The 17779-nt window shown below is 64.3% G+C and carries 17 protein-coding genes; all 17 read left to right on the top strand.

The window, feature by feature from the left end; translation table 11 throughout:
• The coding region (locus tag AC1DSN_RS07945) for a flagellar basal body L-ring protein FlgH (RefSeq protein WP_477330215.1) at nucleotides 1–436 on the top strand (436 nt) is incomplete at its 5' end.
• The gene (locus AC1DSN_RS07940) at nucleotides 436–1563 is read left to right on the top strand and encodes a flagellar basal body P-ring protein FlgI (RefSeq protein WP_477296383.1); all 1128 of its coding nucleotides are present in this window, start codon (nucleotides 436–438) and stop codon (nucleotides 1561–1563) included. The genes AC1DSN_RS07945 and AC1DSN_RS07940, both read left to right, overlap by 1 nt.
• 1 nt (nucleotide 1564) lies before the next feature.
• Nucleotides 1565–2572: a flagellar assembly peptidoglycan hydrolase FlgJ gene (gene flgJ, locus AC1DSN_RS07935; protein WP_477296385.1), complete on the top strand. Its 1008-nt coding sequence runs from the start codon at nucleotides 1565–1567 to the stop codon at nucleotides 2570–2572.
• A 37-nt stretch (nucleotides 2573–2609) separates the two neighbouring features.
• Nucleotides 2610–4481 carry a flagellar hook-associated protein FlgK gene (gene flgK / locus AC1DSN_RS07930; RefSeq protein WP_477296386.1) on the top strand — a complete coding sequence of 624 codons (1872 nt, stop codon included), beginning with the start codon at nucleotides 2610–2612 and terminating at the stop codon, nucleotides 4479–4481.
• Between the two features lie 2 nt (nucleotides 4482–4483).
• Nucleotides 4484–5680 carry a flagellar hook-associated protein FlgL gene (gene flgL, locus AC1DSN_RS07925; RefSeq protein WP_477330213.1) on the top strand — a complete coding sequence of 399 codons (1197 nt, stop codon included), beginning with the start codon at nucleotides 4484–4486 and terminating at the stop codon, nucleotides 5678–5680.
• Nucleotides 5681–6259: 579 nt separating this feature from the next.
• Complete coding sequence (locus tag AC1DSN_RS07920; protein WP_477330211.1) at nucleotides 6260–7675, top strand: flagellin N-terminal helical domain-containing protein; 1416 nt, start codon at nucleotides 6260–6262, stop codon at nucleotides 7673–7675.
• 108 nt (nucleotides 7676–7783) lie between these two features.
• Nucleotides 7784–9142, top strand: a complete 1359-nt coding sequence (gene fliD / locus AC1DSN_RS07915; RefSeq protein WP_477296019.1) for a flagellar filament capping protein FliD — start codon at nucleotides 7784–7786, stop codon at nucleotides 9140–9142.
• A 22-nt stretch (nucleotides 9143–9164) separates the two neighbouring features.
• Nucleotides 9165–9581 carry a flagellar export chaperone FliS gene (fliS, locus tag AC1DSN_RS07910; RefSeq protein ID WP_213948724.1) on the top strand — a complete coding sequence of 139 codons (417 nt, stop codon included), beginning with the start codon at nucleotides 9165–9167 and terminating at the stop codon, nucleotides 9579–9581.
• A complete protein-coding gene (locus AC1DSN_RS07905) occupies nucleotides 9578–9874 on the top strand; it encodes a flagellar protein FliT (RefSeq protein WP_082879000.1) in 297 nt (98 codons plus the stop codon). Before fliS ends, AC1DSN_RS07905 begins: the two co-directional genes overlap by 4 nt.
• 30 nt (nucleotides 9875–9904) lie before the next feature.
• Nucleotides 9905–10480 carry a PilZ domain-containing protein gene (locus AC1DSN_RS07900; RefSeq protein WP_063571534.1) on the top strand — a complete coding sequence of 192 codons (576 nt, stop codon included), beginning with the start codon at nucleotides 9905–9907 and terminating at the stop codon, nucleotides 10478–10480.
• A gap of 290 nt (nucleotides 10481–10770) precedes the next feature.
• Complete coding sequence (locus AC1DSN_RS07895; protein ID WP_213948725.1) at nucleotides 10771–12192, top strand: sigma-54 dependent transcriptional regulator; 1422 nt, start codon at nucleotides 10771–10773, stop codon at nucleotides 12190–12192.
• Between the two features lie 82 nt (nucleotides 12193–12274).
• Nucleotides 12275–12604 (top strand): flagellar hook-basal body complex protein FliE, encoded by a 330-nt coding sequence (gene fliE, locus AC1DSN_RS07890; RefSeq protein WP_063571536.1) that lies wholly within the window; start codon nucleotides 12275–12277, stop codon nucleotides 12602–12604.
• A gap of 36 nt (nucleotides 12605–12640) precedes the next feature.
• Nucleotides 12641–14353, top strand: coding sequence for a flagellar basal-body MS-ring/collar protein FliF (gene fliF / locus AC1DSN_RS07885; RefSeq protein ID WP_477296020.1), 1713 nt, complete (start codon nucleotides 12641–12643; stop codon nucleotides 14351–14353).
• Nucleotides 14343–15356: a flagellar motor switch protein FliG gene (gene fliG / locus AC1DSN_RS07880; protein WP_477330209.1), complete on the top strand. Its 1014-nt coding sequence runs from the start codon at nucleotides 14343–14345 to the stop codon at nucleotides 15354–15356. The genes fliF and fliG overlap by 11 nt, the downstream gene beginning before the upstream one ends.
• Complete coding sequence (locus AC1DSN_RS07875) at nucleotides 15356–15997, top strand: FliH/SctL family protein (RefSeq protein WP_213948727.1); 642 nt, start codon at nucleotides 15356–15358, stop codon at nucleotides 15995–15997. Before fliG ends, AC1DSN_RS07875 begins: the two co-directional genes overlap by 1 nt.
• Nucleotides 15994–17355, top strand: a complete 1362-nt coding sequence (fliI, locus tag AC1DSN_RS07870) for a flagellar protein export ATPase FliI (RefSeq protein ID WP_213948728.1) — start codon at nucleotides 15994–15996, stop codon at nucleotides 17353–17355. Before AC1DSN_RS07875 ends, fliI begins: the two co-directional genes overlap by 4 nt.
• Nucleotides 17355–17779 (top strand): flagellar export protein FliJ (gene fliJ / locus AC1DSN_RS07865; RefSeq protein WP_477330207.1); only part of this gene is annotated, 425 nt, incomplete at its 3' end. The genes fliI and fliJ, both read left to right, overlap by 1 nt.

Below are 17779 nucleotides of genomic sequence, written 5' to 3'. Positions count from 1 at the left end.
CAGCAAGAAGGCCACGACGGCCACCAGCAAGAAGAACGGCAACAACATCACCGCTCCCACGATCCTCGGCCATGGGCTGAAGATCGGTGGCAACACGGCGAACAGCACGCTGGAAAGCGACAACTCGTTCGCCGGCGATGGTTCTTCGAGCCAGAGCAACGCGCTGACCGGCCAGATCACGGTCACCGTGGCACAGCGTCTCTCCAACGGCGCGCTCATCGTGCGCGGTGAGAAGTGGCTCACGATCAACCAGGGTGAGGAGTTGGTGCGTATCTCCGGCATCGTTCGCGCCCAGGATATCGGCAACGACAATATCGTCCCGTCCAGCCGCGTAGCTGACGCCCGTATCGAATACGTCGGCAAGGGCACGCTGGCCGATTCGAATACGCGCGGCTGGCTGTCGCGCTTCTTCGACTCGAAGTGGATGCCGTTCTGATGACGACCTTCGCACTCCGCGTTCGCAGCGTCGTCCGCACGGCCGTGGCTGTGCTGGCCCTCGGCGCCATCGTTCCGGCGCAGGCCGATCGCATCCGCGACCTGGTCCAGGTTGGCGGCGTGCGCACCAATCAGTTGATCGGATACGGCCTTGTCGTCGGCCTCGACGGCAGCGGTGACCAGACCAGCCAGGCTCCCTTTACCACCCAGAGCCTGGAGAACATGCTCCAGCAGTTCGGCGTGACCGTGCCGGCGAACGTGCGTCCGCAGCTGAAGAATGCCGCGGCCGTGACGATCACGGCTGAGCTGCCGCCGTTTGCCAAGCCGGGTCAGCGCATCGACGTTACCGTCGCGTCGATCGGCAATGCGAAGAGCATTCGCGGCGGCGAACTCCTCATGTCGCCGCTGAAGGGTGCCGATGGCAACATTTACGCCATCGCACAGGGTAGCGTCATCGTGGGCGGCGTGAGTGCGCAGGGCAAGAGTGGCTCCAGTGTGCAGGTCAACATTTCCGCCAGCGGCCGCATTCCGGGCGGCGCCAGCATCGAGCGCAGCGTGGCGTCCTCCTTCGACAAGGGCGGCGACCTCATGCTCAATCTCAACACCGCCGACTTCACCACCGCCGCCCGTATCGCGGAGGCGGTGAATCGCAGCTTTGGCTCGGGCACGGCCAACGCCATGGATTCTGGTTCGGTCGCCGTACGTGCGCCGTTGGATCCGTCGCAGCGCGTCTCGTGGCTCTCGACCATCCAGGCACTGGAAGTCACTCCGGGTGATGCGCCGGCGCGGATCATCGTGAACTCGCGTACCGGTACGGTCGTGATCGGTTCCGATGTCAAGGTTGGCGCGGCCGCCGTGGCTCACGGTTCCATCCAGGTCACGATCAGCGAGCAACCGCAGGTCAGCCAGCCGAATGCGTTCTCGCGTGGCCAGACGGCCGTCGTGCCGAGCAGCCAGGTGGCCGTGAGCGAAGACGGCGGCCACATGTTCAAGTTCGGTCCGGGCACCAGCCTCGACGCTATCGTGCGCGCGGTGAACCAGGTTGGCGCATCGCCGAGCGATCTCATCTCGATCCTGCAGGCGTTGAAGGAATCCGGCGCCCTGCACGCGGAACTGGTGGTCATCTGACATGGCAAGCACGGTCGACGCACAGAAGCTTGGCACTTACTCGGACATGTCCGGGTTTGCCGGCCTGCGCGCGGCCGCACAGCAGAACTCCAAGGCAGCGCTGCCGACGGTTGCCAAACAGTTCGAATCGATCTTCACGCAGATGATGCTGAAGTCCATGCGCGACGCCAGTTCCGCGCTGGGCGACGACATGATGGGCTCGCAGGCCGCCAACTCGTATCGCGACATGTTCGATCACCAGTTGTCGGTGACACTGTCGCAAGGCAAGGGCATCGGTATCGCCGACATGCTGATGCGGCAGCTCGGTGGGACACCGTCAACCAAGTCCGACTCGGCCGACAACGGGCTATTCACCGGTGTGACCGGTGATGCCACGACGGCCGATGCCGTCTCGTCCAAGTCGGACCAGGACAGCGGTCTCATGGACTCGCTCGAACACCTGCTCGGTAAGGCGGGGCAGGCAGTCGGCGACGGCGCGAACGCGGTGGCCAGCGCCGTGGGCAAGATGTCCATTACCAGTCCCGAAGATTTCGTACAGAAGCTCGCGCCCCACGCGATCGAGGCGGCGAAGAAGCTCGGCGTCTCCGTGCGCGCTCTGCTCGCCCAGGCGGCCCTCGAGACGGGCTGGGGCAAGCACATGCCGGCGCAAGGCACCACGGCGAGCAACAACATGTTCGGCATCAAGGCTGGCAGCAGCTGGGACGGCAAGCGGGTCAACGTCCCCACCCTCGAGTACGAAAACGGTGTCGCCGTGCGCAAGAAGGATAGCTTCCGCGCCTACGACTCCCCCTCGGACTCGTTCAAGGATTACGCAAACATGGTCGCCAGCAGCCCGCGCTTCGCGAGTGCTGTCGGCCGTGGCGACGATATCGCCGGCTTCGCRCATGCGCTGACCAATGGTGGCTATGCCACCGACCCCAGCTACGCGCAGAAGCTCACCGATATCGCCAACGGGCCAGTGATGAAGCAGGCGCTCGCAGCGCTCAAGCAAGTCGCAGGCGATCTGTAAGCACGGGCCCACGACGAGTTAAACGAAGGAATAGACGATGGCCGATCTGCTCTCCACCGGTGTATCCGGACTGCTTGCCTCGCAAGTGGGCCTAGCCACCGTTGGTCACAACATCAGCAACGTCAATACCGCGGGCTATACGCGGCAGACGACGACATTCAATGCACGGGCGCCTCAGTACAGCGGCGGGTATTACGTCGGCCAGGGTGCCGACGCGATCAGTGTGCAGCGTGCGTACAGCCAGTTCCTGACCCAGTCGGTGTGGTCGGCGAACTCCGGGCAGAGCCGCGCGTCGCAGTATGCCAACCTCACTGCCTCGGTAAACAATGCCGTGAGCGGCTCGGCAAACCTGCAGACGGCGCTCGACGGATTCTTCGGTTCCGTGAGCGACGTGGCCAATGCGCCGATCGACACGGCCAGCCGCCAGGCCATGATCGGCAAGGCGAACACGCTGGTCGCGACGTTCAAGTCGCTTTCTTCGCAGTTCCAGCAACTCGACCAGCAGACCAACCAGCAGATCAGCGCCGCCGTGGACAGCATCAATTCGCTGGCCAAGAGCATCGCTGATCTGAACAGCCAGATCGGGAAGGGTTATGCCGGCGGTGCGGTACCGAACGACCTGTTGGACGCACGTGACCAGGCGGTGGCCCAGCTGTCGCAGATCGTCGGTGTGAACGTCACCCAGAACACCGATCACATGTATACGGTCTCGGTGGGCAACGGCCAGCCGCTGGTCAGCGGCACCAACGCCACCACGTTGAGCACGGCGAACAACCAGTACGACGCGTCACGGCTGGAAGTCGTCGGCCCCGGCGGCTCGGTGATCAGCAACCAGCTGGGTTCGGGTTCGCTCGGCGCGACCTTCGATTTCCGCACCAACGTATTGGACCCGGCGCGCAACCAGCTCGGCCGCGCGGCCATCGCGATGACGGACGCCTTCAACAAGCAGAGCGCGCAGGGCATCGATCTGAATGGTGCCGCCGGCGGCGATTTCTTCAGCATTTCCGACCCCGCCGTGTTCAACAGCACGACGAACAAGGGCACCGGCTCGGTGACAGCCACGGTCAGCGACGTCTCGAAGCTCGATGCTTCCGACTACATCATGCGGTACGACGGCACCAACTGGTCGGCGACCACGACGGCCGGTGTGACCGTTCCCATGACGGGCACGGGCACGGCCGCGGATCCCTTTGTGGTCGGCGGCCTGAAGGTCACCGTTGGCGCAGGTGCCTCCGCAGGCGACAGCTTCCAGATCCAGCCGACGCGCAACGCGGCCTCGACGATGGCCGTGGCCGTCAGCGATACCAACAAAATCGCCGCATCCGGCCCGCTGGCTGCCACCAAGGGCGCGGGAAACACCGGAAAGGGCGTACTCGGCAACCTCACGGTCACGGATGTCACGAATCCAGCGTTCAACACCCCAGCCACGATTACGTTCACCTCGCCGACGACCTATTCCATCAATGGCGGCGCCCCGCAGACTTACGCGGACGGCGACACCATCACCGGACCGGGCTGGACGCTAAAGCTGACGGGCGCGCCTGCCGCTAACGACACGTTCTCGGTAAAACCGGCGGGTTCGGCCAGCGGCGATAACGGCAACGCACTCGCCATGGCCAACGTCGCCACCAAGGGTGTGCTCGACAACGGCGTGACGACGGTGGGTAAGGCCTATAGCCAGTTGATCGCCCAGGTGGGCACGGCCGGTTCACAGGCGAACACCGCGCTGACGGCGCAGCAAAGCATTCTCGATCAGGCGACGGCGTCACAGCAGAGCCTGTCCGGCGTGAACATGGACGAAGAAGCGGCCAATCTCCTGCGTTTCCAACAGTCGTACGCGGCTGCAGCGCAGGTGATCAACACCGCCAACACGATCTTCAACTCCCTTCTAACCGCAGTGCAGGGCTGATTATGCGTATTTCGACATCCTGGAGCGCGCAGCAATCCGTCAACACGATGCTGGATCGCCAGTACGACCTGTCGCAGACCCAGCTCGCGCTCGGCAACGGCAAGGCTATCCAGACGCCTGCGGACAATCCTGCGGCGGCGGCCCGAGCGGTCGACGTCAGTTCGGCCAGTGCGCAGAACGACCAGTACACGCGCAATATCCAGTCGGCGAATACAAAGCTTTCGGCCGAGGAGAGCACCATTTCGTCAGCGGGCGATATCCTCGACCGCATCCGCACGCTCACCCTGGAAGGCATGAACGGCACGCAGACCGACGAGTCGCGACAGTCCATCGCCACCGAGCTCCGCCAGACGCTCGGCCAGCTCGTGGCCCTGGGCAACACGAAGGACGGGCAGGGCGAGTACCTTTTCGCCGGTAGCCGTACTTCCACCCAGCCGTTTACCCAGTCCGATCTCAGCGTCAGCTATGGCGGCGACCAGAACCAGCGCATGGTGGCGGCCGCGGCGGGCCTGCAGGTCGCCACGGGCGACAGCGGTTCCGATGTCTTCATGTCGATCCGTGGCGGCAACGGCACCTTTGTGACATCGGCTGGCGCGACCAATACCGGTACCGCGGTGGTCGGCGCGACGTCGGTGACGGATGCATCGCAATGGGATGGGGGTAGCTACACGGTGAACTTCACCTCGCCCACGACCTATGAAATACACGACGCGACGAATCCCACTGGCCCGGCGCTTTCGACAGGCACGTATTCGGGCGCCAGCGGTACGATCAATTTCAAGGGTGCCCAGCTCAATGTCACCGGCACGCCAGCCACGGGTGACTCGTTCGCTGTCGGGCCGTCCTCGTCACAGGATGTGTTCTCGACGGTGGCCGGCATCATCAATGCCTTCGAAACCCCGGGCGGTGGTGCGGGCATGAACAATCAGCTCAACGCGCAGCTGCAGAACCTCGACCAGGCACAGACGAGTTTCACCGACACGCGCACCAAGATCGGTGCCCGCATGAACATCCTCGATCAGCAGACGCAGATCAGCGCGGATACGTCGCTGCAATACGCCAGCACGCTGTCGGATCTGACGGAACTGGACGTCGCGAGTGCCGCCAGCAAGTTCTCTCAGCAGCAGGCCGCCCTCGATGCGGCGCAGCAGTCGTACGTCAAGATGCAGAATCTGTCGTTGTTCAACTATCTGAAGTAGAGACCGCGACATGTGGAAAGGAGGGCGGCCGATGGCCGCCTTTTTTCTTGGCCGCTCGTTGCCTGCCCGCTCCGCTCTTTGTAGGAGCCGATTCATCGGCGAGCTCTTCCTTCGGTGGGGGACTGAGGCCAGCAACCTCGATGTCGCGGCTGCGCCGCGGGCTTATTCACCATTCGCCGATGAATCGGCTCCCACCGAGCCCGCTTTGTTGGAGGGGGTGAGGCTAGCAACCTTGATGTCGCGGCTGCGCCGCGGGTTTATTTGCTATTCGCCGATGAATCGGCTCCCACCGAGCCCGCTTTGTTGGAGGGACTGAGGCCAGCAACCTTGTGGTTGAGCTGGCTTGAAAATAAGCCTAAACCCCGGGCGTCATGTGCCGATAAGGAACCCGACAGAGCCTGGGGCGCAGTTTCTTCCGGACCCTGATCAAGAAAGTTGTTGACAGGCAGAAAAAGTTCTCAAGTTTCTTCCCGGCGTGCCGTAAACCTCTCTGAGGCGGAAGGCTTCCATTACGGAACCCCGCCGGACTACGCCGCACAACCTCCGGCATTTCGGTTCCGCTTACAAAGGATTATTCCCATGGCTCTGACCATCAACACCAACATCATGTCGCTGAACGCTCAGCGTAACCTGGGCGCTTCGCAGACGAAGCTCGCCTCGGCTATCGAGCGTCTGTCGTCGGGTAACCGCATCAACAGCGCGAAGGACGACGCCGCCGGCCTCGCCATTTCGACCCGCATGACCACGCAGATCAACGGCCTCAACCGCGCCGTGCAGAACGCCAACGACGGCATCTCGCTCTCGCAGACGACCGAATCGGCTCTCGACGAAGTCACGAACAACTTGCAGCGCATCCGCGAGCTGGCCGTTCAGTCGACCAACGCTTCCAACTCGGACAGCGACCGCTCGGCTCTCGACGCCGAAGTCCAGCAGCGTCTGTCGGAAGTCACCCGTATCGCCACGCAGACCAACTTCAACGGCATGAAGGTCCTGGACGGCTCCGCCCAGAACCTCAGCTTCCAGGTCGGCGCGAACGTCGGTGAAGTCATCAACGTCAACCTTAACAGCGGCATGAAGGCCAACCAGGTCGGCCAGCTGGCCACCGGTTCGCTTGCCGCTGCTTCCTTCCCGAAGGGCCTGACGCTTGCCGCTGGCGACCTCACCGTCAAGGTCGGCGCCGGCGCGGTGGTGAATGTCGCGGCTGGTAACTACGGCAGCGTTTCCGACCTTGCCACCGCGATCAACAAGGCCGCTGGCTCGACCGTCGCTTCCGTCGATGGCACCACGGGTGAACTGTCCGTCACGGGCGGTGCGGGCAACGCCCTCACCTTCGGCGGCGCGGCTCAGGGTACGCTCGTCCTGCCGGCAACGGTTGCCGCCGGTGCCACGGGTGCTTCGACCGCCGCTGTCGCAAAAACCGCCACCAGCATCAACCTCGTCGCTGGCGACGCGTCCTTCACGGTCGGCGGCAACTCCTTCGACCTGACCGGCTCGTTCAAGTCCATGCAGGATGTGGCCGACGCGATCAACTCGAAGTCGGGCAAGGGCATCAATGCCTACGTGTCGACGGACGGCTCGCTGAAGTTCTCCTCGGCTTCCGAGATCACCGTTACGACGAGTGGCTCGGCTGCTGCGACCGCCCTCGGCATCACGGCACAGGACGACAAGGTCAGCACGACCCAGACCCTCGCCGACGCCAACGTCAAGACGGTCGACGGCGCGAACGACACGATCAACCGCATCGATGCCGCCCTGCAGTCGGTCTCCGACCTGCGCTCCACCCTCGGCGCGGTGCAGAACCGCTTCGATTCGACCATCTCCAACCTGCAGAACATCTCGCAGAACCTGACCTCGTCGAAGTCGGCCATCACCGACGCCGACTTCGCCCAGGAAACGGCGAACATGTCCTCGGCTCAGATCCTGCAGCAGGCCGGCGTCTCGGTCCTCGCCCAGGCCAACCAGAGCCAGCAGATCGTCACCAAGCTGCTCCAGTAATAGCTTTGGCAGGGTAATTGCTTAGTTGTCTGCGGCTGGTCCTCGCAAGGGGGCCAGCCGTCGACAAATTGGCGCCCAGGGCAGTGAGGCGTCCCCCAGGAGAGCTTCATGGCCACTACACCCGTCACACTCGGCTCCAGCTCCATCGACGTCGCGTCCATCGTCAGCAACCTCGTTGCTAACAAGCGCGCAGCGACGGACAAGGCGCTGGCCGCACAGGCCACCGACAACACCACCCAGGTTTCCGCGATCGGCAACTTCACGTCATCACTGACGAGCTTGCAGGCCGCGATCAAGGCGCTCACCGACGGTTCCGCGTTCACCACGCAGAAGACCTCGGTCGGCGACTCCACCATCATCGGCGCGAGCGCCGACGCTACGGCCCAGCCGAACGACTACAACATCGTCGTCAGCCAGCTGGCCACCGTGCAGAAGACGACATCCGCAGGCTTTACCGACGCGACCTCCGCCGCCGGTACGGGTACCCTGTCGATCTCCATCGGCGGCAAGTCGATGAACCTCAATGTCACGTCCGGCGCGAATTCGCTGCAGAACATTCGCGATGCGATCAACAAGTCCTCGGACAATCCCGGCGTCACAGCCAGCATCGTTACCGGTACGGACGGCGCCCATCTCGTCCTGACCTCCACCGCGACCGGTGCGGCGAATGCCTTTACGGTTTCCACCAGCGGCGGCGATGGCAACCTGTCGAAGCTGGATTTCGATCCGACGACGGATACGGCGACGACCAAGGCGCAGGACGCGCAGTTCACGATCGACGGTACGCCCGCCACCAGCACGACCAATTCGGTCACGGGCGCTATCGACGGTGTGACCCTCAGCCTGTCGAAGGTCGGCTCCAGCTCGCTGACCATCGCCAACGATCCGTCGGCGGTTTCCGGAGCGCTGCAGAGTCTGGTCACCTCGTACAACGCCTTCGTTTCCACCTATCAGTCCCTGACCAAGTACGACTCGACCACCAACGAGGTCGGTGCGCTCATCGGCGACGCCACGGTGACCTCGCTCAAAAGCCAGGTGACCAGCCTGATCGGATCCCAACTGGCGAGCAATGCGCCGGGTCCGACCTCGCTCAGCAACCTCGGCGTGTCGTTCCAGGTGGACGGTACGCTCGCTTTCGACCCGACCAAGCTGACGGCGGCGCTCGCGTCCGATCCCAAGGCCACGCAGAACCTGCTCAGTGGCGCGAACGGCATCGCGCCGAAGCTCGACGCCATGATCACCAGCTGGACCTCGTCCAGCGGCATCCTGACCGAGCGCACGGCCAATCTGAACCAGAAAGCCAAGGACATTGCGCAGCAGCAGAGTGACTATGACGTCACCATGCAGGACTACACGACGCGCCTGACCACGCAGTACACCGCGCTCGACACCATGATGACCAAGCTGAGCAGCACGAGCAGCTTCCTCCAGCAGCAGTTCGACGCGCTGTCCACGTCGAAGAACTGACCGGAAACCCCAGGACACACATATGGCACTCGGATATTCCCAAGGCGCTGGCGCCTATCAGCAGGTCCGTACCGGCGGCGGCGTCGAAACCGCCGATCCGCACGGCCTTGTGACCATGCTCATGGACGGTGCACTCGAGCGCATTCGTTTTGCACGCGGTTGCACCGTCAACGGCAACGTTGCTGGCAAGGGCGAGGCGATCTCCAAAGCCATCGAAATCGTCGGTGCCCTGCAGGGCGGCCTGAACCACAACGTCGAAACACCCCTGGTCGACCAGTTGGACAGCCTCTACGACTACATGAGTCGCCGGCTGCTTCACGCCAACGTGCATAGCGACATCACCGCCCTGGACGAAGTCAGCACCCTGCTTGGCCAGATCCGCGACAGCTGGGTAGCCATTCCGGTCGAAGCGCGCCAGGTGGCCGGGGCCGGCGCGTGAACGACACCGTCTGGTGCGATCTCGACCGCGTACTTAGCCTCACCGAGTCGATGCACGCGGCAGCGAGCGAAGGGCAGTGGGACGAGCTGGCCACCCTGGAAGCCGAGCGTGAGCCGGTCATCCGCAGCGGCAGCATGCGCGACACCCCCGAATCCATCGAATCGCTCAAGGCGATCATGCTGACCGACGGTCTGATCAAGGACCTGGTGTCCGCCGCCCGCGACGAGGCGGCTGCGGCGTGGGATGCCTCCCGACGCGTGCGCCGGGCCGTCGCCGCGTATAGTTCGTTCTGACCGACATTCCTCTGGCAGGGGGCGCCAAGCATGAGTGACGAAGGCTGGCTGGCATTTTCCGAACGCGTCGCCTGGGACGGGCGCTTCCACGCGACCTGCGAGGCAGGCCCGCGGCCCGAGGCCGCGGCGCTGGCCCTGATCAATGACCGTAATGCCAGTGTCCTCGTCGCGGTGTCTGCCTTGATGGACCGGCGCAGCGAGGCCAGCGAAGACGACAGCCCGCTGACCCAGGAAGTGGCCCGTCTCGACGCCAAGCTCAACGTACTGATGGAAATCGTCAACCGGTTGCTCCTGCCACAAACCGGTTTGCCGTCGCGCATCGCCCTTCGCTTCAACGCCTCCGGGGCTGTCCTGCCCTGGGATGGCCTGCCGCCCGTCGGCCAGCCTGTGCTGCTGAAGATCCACTTCGACGCCTGCCGGGCGCTGCCGCTGGAGTTGCCGGGCGTCCGCCTCGCGGGGCCCACGGATGGCAAGGGCTTCCTCGGCTTCGAGGGGCTTACCGAGCCCGTCCGTGACGGCATCGAGCGGCTGGTTTTTCGCCAGCACCGGCGTCAGGTGGCTGAGGCCCGGGCGCATTCCCGTCCGCAAGAACCCTCGGAAGGGTGAGGTGACATTTTGCGTCACGTGACGTTTGAACGTCGCGTGGCACCCTGCGTCACATTCGTGACGCGTGTCGTCAGCCTTGACGCGGTGCGGCCTCTTCACATGCCCTTGACCTGCCGAAAAGGTTTTCTTCACGGCGGCTGACGCCGCGACATAGCGTGAGTTCTTGCCGCGTCGCGCCGGATTTCCGACGTTGGCACGCTCCTTGATTGATACCTTGCAACGAAGCCGACGGGATTCCACCGCGAATCCTGCTCCGGCCCTTCGATCACACGCAACGTGAGGTATTTCAGGTGAAGTCTTCCAACTTTCTCGTCATCGAATCCGACGCTACCCGCGCAGAGAACATCGTCTCGGCGCTCGCCTTCCTCGGCTACCGTCCGGTGCTGGCGAACCGCATGTCGACATTCGACCCGAACGAGAGCTGGCGCGGTGCCTTCGTCGGTACCGTGGAAGACGAGAGCGAACTGGAAGGTTACCTGGCCAGCCTCGGCCGCCATGCGCGCAACCTGCCGCTGCTGGTGGCCGCCGACTCGCCGATGGCCACACCACTGATTGCCGGCGATGACGCCCGCAGCCAGAACATCGAGCTGATCGACGTGCCGCTGCGTTACGAGCGCCTCTCCGAAGCCCTCCGCGCCCTGCATTCGCGTGTCGAGCCGACCCCGTCCAGCCGTCGTCTCGTCGGCCAGTCCGGTCCGATGCAGCGCGTCAACGCGCTGATCCGCCAGGTCGCACCCTTCGATTCCAGCGTCCTGGTGCTCGGCGAGTCCGGCAGCGGCAAGGAGCTGGTCGCCCGCACCATTCACGACTGCTCRCCGCGCCGCGACAAGCCCTTCGTCGCGATCAACTGCGGCGCCATTCCCGCCGAACTGCTCGAGAGCGAGCTGTTCGGTCACGAAAAGGGTGCCTTCACCGGCGCCATCAGCACCCGCAAGGGTCGTTTCGAGATGGCCGAGGGCGGCACGCTGTTCCTCGACGAAATAGGCGACATGAGCCTGCCCATGCAGGTGAAGCTGCTTCGCGTGCTGCAGGAGCGCGTGTTCGAGCGCGTTGGTGGCAACCGTGCCCAGCGCTGCGACGTCCGCATCATCGCGGCCACCCATCGTGACCTGGAAACCGCGATCGAGCGTGGCGGCTTCCGCGAAGACCTCTTCTACCGCCTGAGCGTGTTCCCGCTCGAGATGCCTTCACTGAGCCAGCGCCTGGAAGACCTCCCGGCCCTGATCTCCGAGTTCAACCAGCGCCTGGTGCAGCGTGGCCTGTCATCCGTCCGTTTCTCGCCGAGCGCCATGAATGCGCTGTGCCAGCACCCCTGGCCGGGCAACGTGCGTGAGCTGTCGAACCTGGTCGAGCGCATGGCTATCCTCATGCCGCACGGCGACGTACGCGCCGCGGACCTGCCGGAAAAGTACCGCGGCGCACAGCCGATGGAAGAAGTCACCGGCGCCGCGCTGATCGCCATGATGGAAGCCGAGCCGGAACCGGTCACCGAGACGTTCGGTTTCGGCGAAAGCGATCCGGCGGTGCTCCCGCTGGGTGGGCTCGACCTGAAGGATCACCTCGCCGGCATCGAGATCGGCCTGATCCGCCAGGCATTGAATTCGGCTAACGGTGTGGTCGCCCATGCGGCCAAGCTGCTTCGCGTGCAGCGCACGACGCTCGTCGAAAAGCTGCGTAAGTACGGTTTGTCCGAGACCGCGCAGGTGGGCTGATCGCCCGCTGCGTGCATCGCGTTCGGTTGGCATAGCTCGTGCATCGAGTGTCAGTAAGCCGATAACGCGTTGGAAAACCGTCATGACCACCATCGATGTCAACAGCCTCCTGCTCCAGATGCGCCGCATCACCGCGCAGAGCGAGATGCCCGCCATTCGTGGCGTGGACGAGGCGGCAGGCGCCGGAAAGAGCTCGTTCGGTGACCTGCTCAAGCAGTCCATCGATGGCGTGTCCAAGAGTCAGGACAAAGCCGAGCAGATGGCGGCAGGGTTTGAACGCGGCGATCCGGGCATCGATCTGGCGCAGGTCATGATCCAGGGTCAAAAAGCCGACCTCTCGTTCCGCGCGATGAATGAAGTGCGCAACAAGATGGTCGATGCCTACAAAGAAATCATGAACATGTCGCTCTAAGCGGCATGCGCCTCCCGAAAGGACTGAAGTCGAACCATGGCAGATAACGGCGTAGCCACCACGGACAAGAACGACGGCAAGCGCATGGACTCGCTGAAGTCGCTGGCGCAGACGCCGGCGGCGCGGCAGATCTTCATGCTCGCCGGTATTGCCGGCGCGGTCGCCATCGGCATCGCCGCGGTGATGTGGTCACGTGCCCCGAACTACGGCCTGCTCTACGGCGGCCTGGAACAGAAAGATGCCGCCGCGGTAACCCAGGCCCTGCAGGCGGGCAACACGCCTTACACGCTCAGCACCGACGGCAGTTCCATCTTCGTGCCGGCCGCCGACGTGGCGGGTGTACGCCTCAAGCTCGCCGGCCAGGGTCTGCCGCAGGGCAGTGGTGCCAGTGCCCTGCCGCAGGCGGATTCCCCGTTCGGCATGAGCGACATGGCCGAGCGCTCGCGCTACCAGTCCATGCTCGAGAGCGACCTCTCCAGCACCATCGCAGGCCTGCAGTCCATCCGTGCGGCACGCGTGCATCTCGCGCTGCCCAAGCCGTCCGCCTTCGTCCGCGACAACAAGCCGGCCAGCGCCTCGGTCGTCGTTTCGCTCTATCCGGGCCGTCAGCTCGACCAGGGTCAGGTGGCTGCGATCGTGCATCTGGTCGCCGCCAGCGTGCCGGATCTCGATACGCGTCAGGTGTCGGTAATCGACCAGGGCGGCAACCTGCTGACCGTGAGCGATCCGGACAGCGCCTCGGCCATCGGCGACAGTCGCCTGCGCCTGTCCAACCGTATCGAAGCAACCTACACGCAACGCGTCGAAGACCTGCTGACCCCGCTTGTCGGCGCTGGCAAGGTACGGGCCCAGGTCTTCGCCGACCTCGACTTCTCGCAGACCGAGAAGGCCAGCGAAACGTTCAACCACGACAATCCGGCATTGCGTAGCGAGCAGACGAACAGCGAAACGCGTACGGATGCCGCGAACAACGGTGGTGTCCCGGGCGCGCTCAGCAACCAGCCGCCTAATACCGGTGCCAATGCGACGGCGGCCAATCCCGCCGCGGGCGGCGCCGCTGGCGCCAAGCCGGGCCAGAATGCCGCCACGCAGACCGCGCAGACGCCGACACAGCAGACGCAGAGCGCCACCCGCAACTTCGAACTCGACCGCACGGTCAGCCATGTCACCGATCCCGCCGGCAAGGTCGCGCGTCTGTCGGTCGCCGTGGTGGTCGACAACAAACAGGTCCCGGACAAGGACGGCAAAAGCAAGAGCGTGCCGTTCACGACGGAAGAAATCGCCCGCCTGACCGAACTGACCAAGAACGCGGTCGGCTTCAGTGCCGCGCGCGGCGACAGTGTCAGTGTGATCAACGAAGCGTTCCATGGCGTCACCGCCGAGGACGAACCGCAGTCCACGCCGTTCTGGGAACGCCCGGGCATGCTCGACCTGATCAAGCAGGGCCTCGGCGTGATGATCGCCCTCGTGGTCGGCTTCTTCGTGCTGCGTCCCATCCTCAAGGGGCTGCTCAAGCCGGCACCGATGATGATGAACAACGTAGCGCTCGCCGGGCCGATGCCGACGGTGTCGGTCATGGTTGACGATGACGACATGACGCCGGACCGGGTAAGCACGTCACCGCAGTTGGGCTCGCCCGCGCTGCTGGCTTACGAACAGAAGGTCAGCCTGGCCAAGCGCATGGCCGCCGAGAATCCTAAACAGGTCGCGCAGGTCGTGAAGAGCTGGGTATCCGACGATGGCGCTTGAACCGAAAGACGCCCTGACGGGCGCGCAACGGGCCGCGATCCTCCTGCTCACCCTGGGTGAGGAAGACGCCGCTTCGATCCTCAAACACCTTGGCGCACGCGACGTGCAGGCCGTCGGCACGGCCATGGCCGCGTTGAAAAACGTGTCCAAGGAACAGGTCGAAACCGTCCTGACCAAATTGCAGGAAGATGTCGGCCAGCACACCTCGATCGGCGTCGGAACCGAGGAATACATCCGCCGGATCCTGGTCAACGCGCTGGGCGAGAACAAGGCGGGCGGCCTCATCGACCGCATTCTCCTTGGCCGCAGCAGCAAGGGCCTGGAATCGCTGAAGTGGATGGAGAGTCGCGCCATTGCCGAGATGATCGGCCAGGAGCATCCGCAGATCATCGCGCTGGTCATGGCTCATCTCGAAGCCGACCAGGCCGCCGAAGTGATCGGTTACCTGCCAGCGCGCACGCGCAGCGATGTGGTCATGCGCATCGCCACGCTGKATGGCGTGCAGCCGCATGCCCTGAACGAGCTCGATGAAATCATGGAGCGTCAGTTCTCGGGCAACTCCAACAAGCTCAAGTCGGCCAGTGTCGGCGGCCTCAAGGCGGCAGCAGACATCCTCAACGCGATGGAAACCTCGCGCGAAGCCGAACTGATGGCGTCCATTCGCGGTATCGATACGGGTCTTGGCGAGCGTATCGAAGAGCTCATGTTCGTCTTCGACGATCTTGCCGATCTTGATGATCGCAGCATGCAGACCTTGTTGCGCGAAGTGCCGTCGGCTCGTCTCATCACCGCCCTCAAGGGCGCGGAGACGGCCATCCGAGAGAAAATCTTCGCCAACATGTCCAAGCGCGCCGCCGACATGCTGCGCGACGACCTCGAGGTCAAGGGTCCCGTTCGCCTCTCCGAGGTGRATGCGGCACAGAAAGAAGTGCTGGCCACGGCGCGTCGTCTCGCTGACGCGGGCCAGATCAATCTCGCCGGTGGCGGGGAAGAATTCGTCTGATGAGTCTCACCTCGATCCTTGCCCGGGAACGCGTCGACCAGTTCGAGCGATGGGAGCTGCCGGTCGTGGGTGGCCCGGATCCGCATGTCGCCCGCCCGGAAGTCGAGGACGAAGGTCCGCATCGTCCGACCGTGGCCGAGATCGAAGCGATCGAGCGCCAGGCGCGCGAAGAAGGCTTCAATGCGGGCCTCAATGAGGGCCGCGCCATGGCCAAGCGAGAACTCGCCGAGCAGGTGGCGCGACTGGAGGCACTTTTTGCCGCCGTTGAACGCCCGTTTGCCGAACTCGATCACGAGGTCGCAGGTGACCTCGCGGTCCTCGCAACGGTGATCGCCGAGCGCGTCCTCGGTTATGAAATCACCACGCAGCCGGAAAAGATCCTCGACGTTGTCCGCCAGGCCGTCGATGCGCTGCCCGCTGCGACGCGTCACCTCAAGATTCACCTCCATCCCGCCGATGCGACGTTGGTTCGCGAACACCGGGTTGGTCTCGATCATGAAGGGTCGATCGTCGACGATGCCGCGCTGGAGCGTGGCGACGTGCGCCTGGAAAGCGAGCAGTCGCGACTCGACGCTCGGGTACGCACGCGCCTTGCCGCTGTGATCGACAGCGTGCTCGAAGGCCAGGTCGATCCGTCGTGACGGCTGAGAGCCACACCGCCGCCCGCATCGCGCATTGGCGCGAGTCCCTCGCCGCCCAGCGTGCAAATGCCGAGCGTGTGCGTCCGCTGCAGGCGGAAGGGAAGCTGCGGCGTGTCGTCGGGCTTACACTCGAAGCCGTCGGTTGCGAAGCGCCGGTCGGCGCCCGTTGCATGGTCGCCGGTGCCGACGGCAGGCAACTCGAAACCGAGGTGGTCGGCTTCTCCGACGGTCGTCTGTTGCTTATGCCAACGGGTGAAATGCATGGCGTGCTGCCCAACGCGCGCGTGACGCCGGTGGCTGCCATCTCCGGTGTGCCGGTGGGCAACTCGCTGCTGGGCCGCGTCATCGGTCCGGACGGCGCGCCGCTGGATGGTCTGGGGCCCTTGCTGGCGCGCGAGCGTGCGCCGCTGCGTCGCGATCCCATCAATCCGATGATGCGCCGACCTATCGATACGCCACTCGATGTGGGCGTGCGGGCGATCAACGCCCTGCTCACCGTCGGCCGCGGTCAACGTATTGGTCTGTTCGCCGGCTCGGGCGTCGGTAAATCCACGCTGATGGGCATGATGACCCGCTTCACCGATGCGGACGTGGTCGTGGTCGGCCTTATCGGCGAGCGCGGTCGCGAAGTGAAGGAATTCGTCGATCACACACTCGGTGAGGAGGGTCGCCGCCGCGCGGTGGTCGTCGCCGCGCCAGCCGATGCGCCGCCACTCAGTCGCCTGCGTGGTGCGCAGGTCGCTACGGCGGTGGCGGAACATTTTCGTGACCAGGGTCTGCGTGTGCTCCTGCTGATGGATTCGCTCACCCGTTACGCCCAGGCGCAGCGTGAAATTGCGCTGGCTATTGGTGAGCCGCCGGCGACCAAGGGTTACCCGCCGTCGGTCTTCGCCATGCTGCCCGCGCTCGTCGAGCGAGCCGGCAACGACGCCGAGGGTCGTGGCTCCATTACGGCGTTCTACACGGTCCTCACCGAGGGCGACGACTATCGTCATGATCCGATCGCGGATGCGGCCCGCGCCATTCTCGATGGTCATATCGTGCTCTCGCGCGATCTGGCCGAGGCCGGCCACTACCCGGCGATCGACATTGAAGCGTCGATCAGCCGCGTCATGCCGGCCGTGGTCAGCAAGGACCACATGCGTTCCGCGCAGCGCTTCCGACAGGTCTATTCGGCATATCGGCAGCAGCGCGACCTGATTGCCGTGGGCGCCTACCAGAAGGGCAGTGATCCACGAACGGACGAAGCGATCGCGCTTTATCCGCGCCTGTCGGCCTTCCTCCAGCAGGAAACCGACGAGCCGGTGAACCTCGCCGATGCCGAATCCGGCCTCGCTGACACGACGAAGACCAACTGATGCCATCCCGCGCCGACCGCCTGCAACCTGTCGTCGATCTGGCCGAAGAGAAGGCCGAGGACGCCGTACGCGTGCTTGCCACGCAGCAGCGTGCGTTGGYCGATGCCGAGCACCAACTTGTCGAGTTGCGCAAATACCGCAATGAGTACGCCGAGATGCCGGACGGCATCGGCATCACCGCGTTGCTCAACCGGCAGCAGTTCCTGCAGAAGATCGACATGGCCATCGTGCAGCAACTTGGCGAGGTGCAGCGTCGGGAGCAGGCACTGGAGCACGCGCGTCTGCTCTGGACCGACGCGCGTGGCCGCGCGAAGGCGCTGGACTCCGTCACGACGAAGTACCGCGAACAAGAACGCAAATCGGAAGATCGCCGCGAGCAATCGCAGGCCGACGAACGCTCGCAATACCGCCGAAATCCCCGGGG

It is taken from the genome of Luteibacter sp. P4_D7_3 (assembly GCF_056401735.1).
The sequence above is the reverse complement of the archived record's forward strand: the minus strand, read 5'-3'. Positions and strand labels throughout refer to the sequence as shown.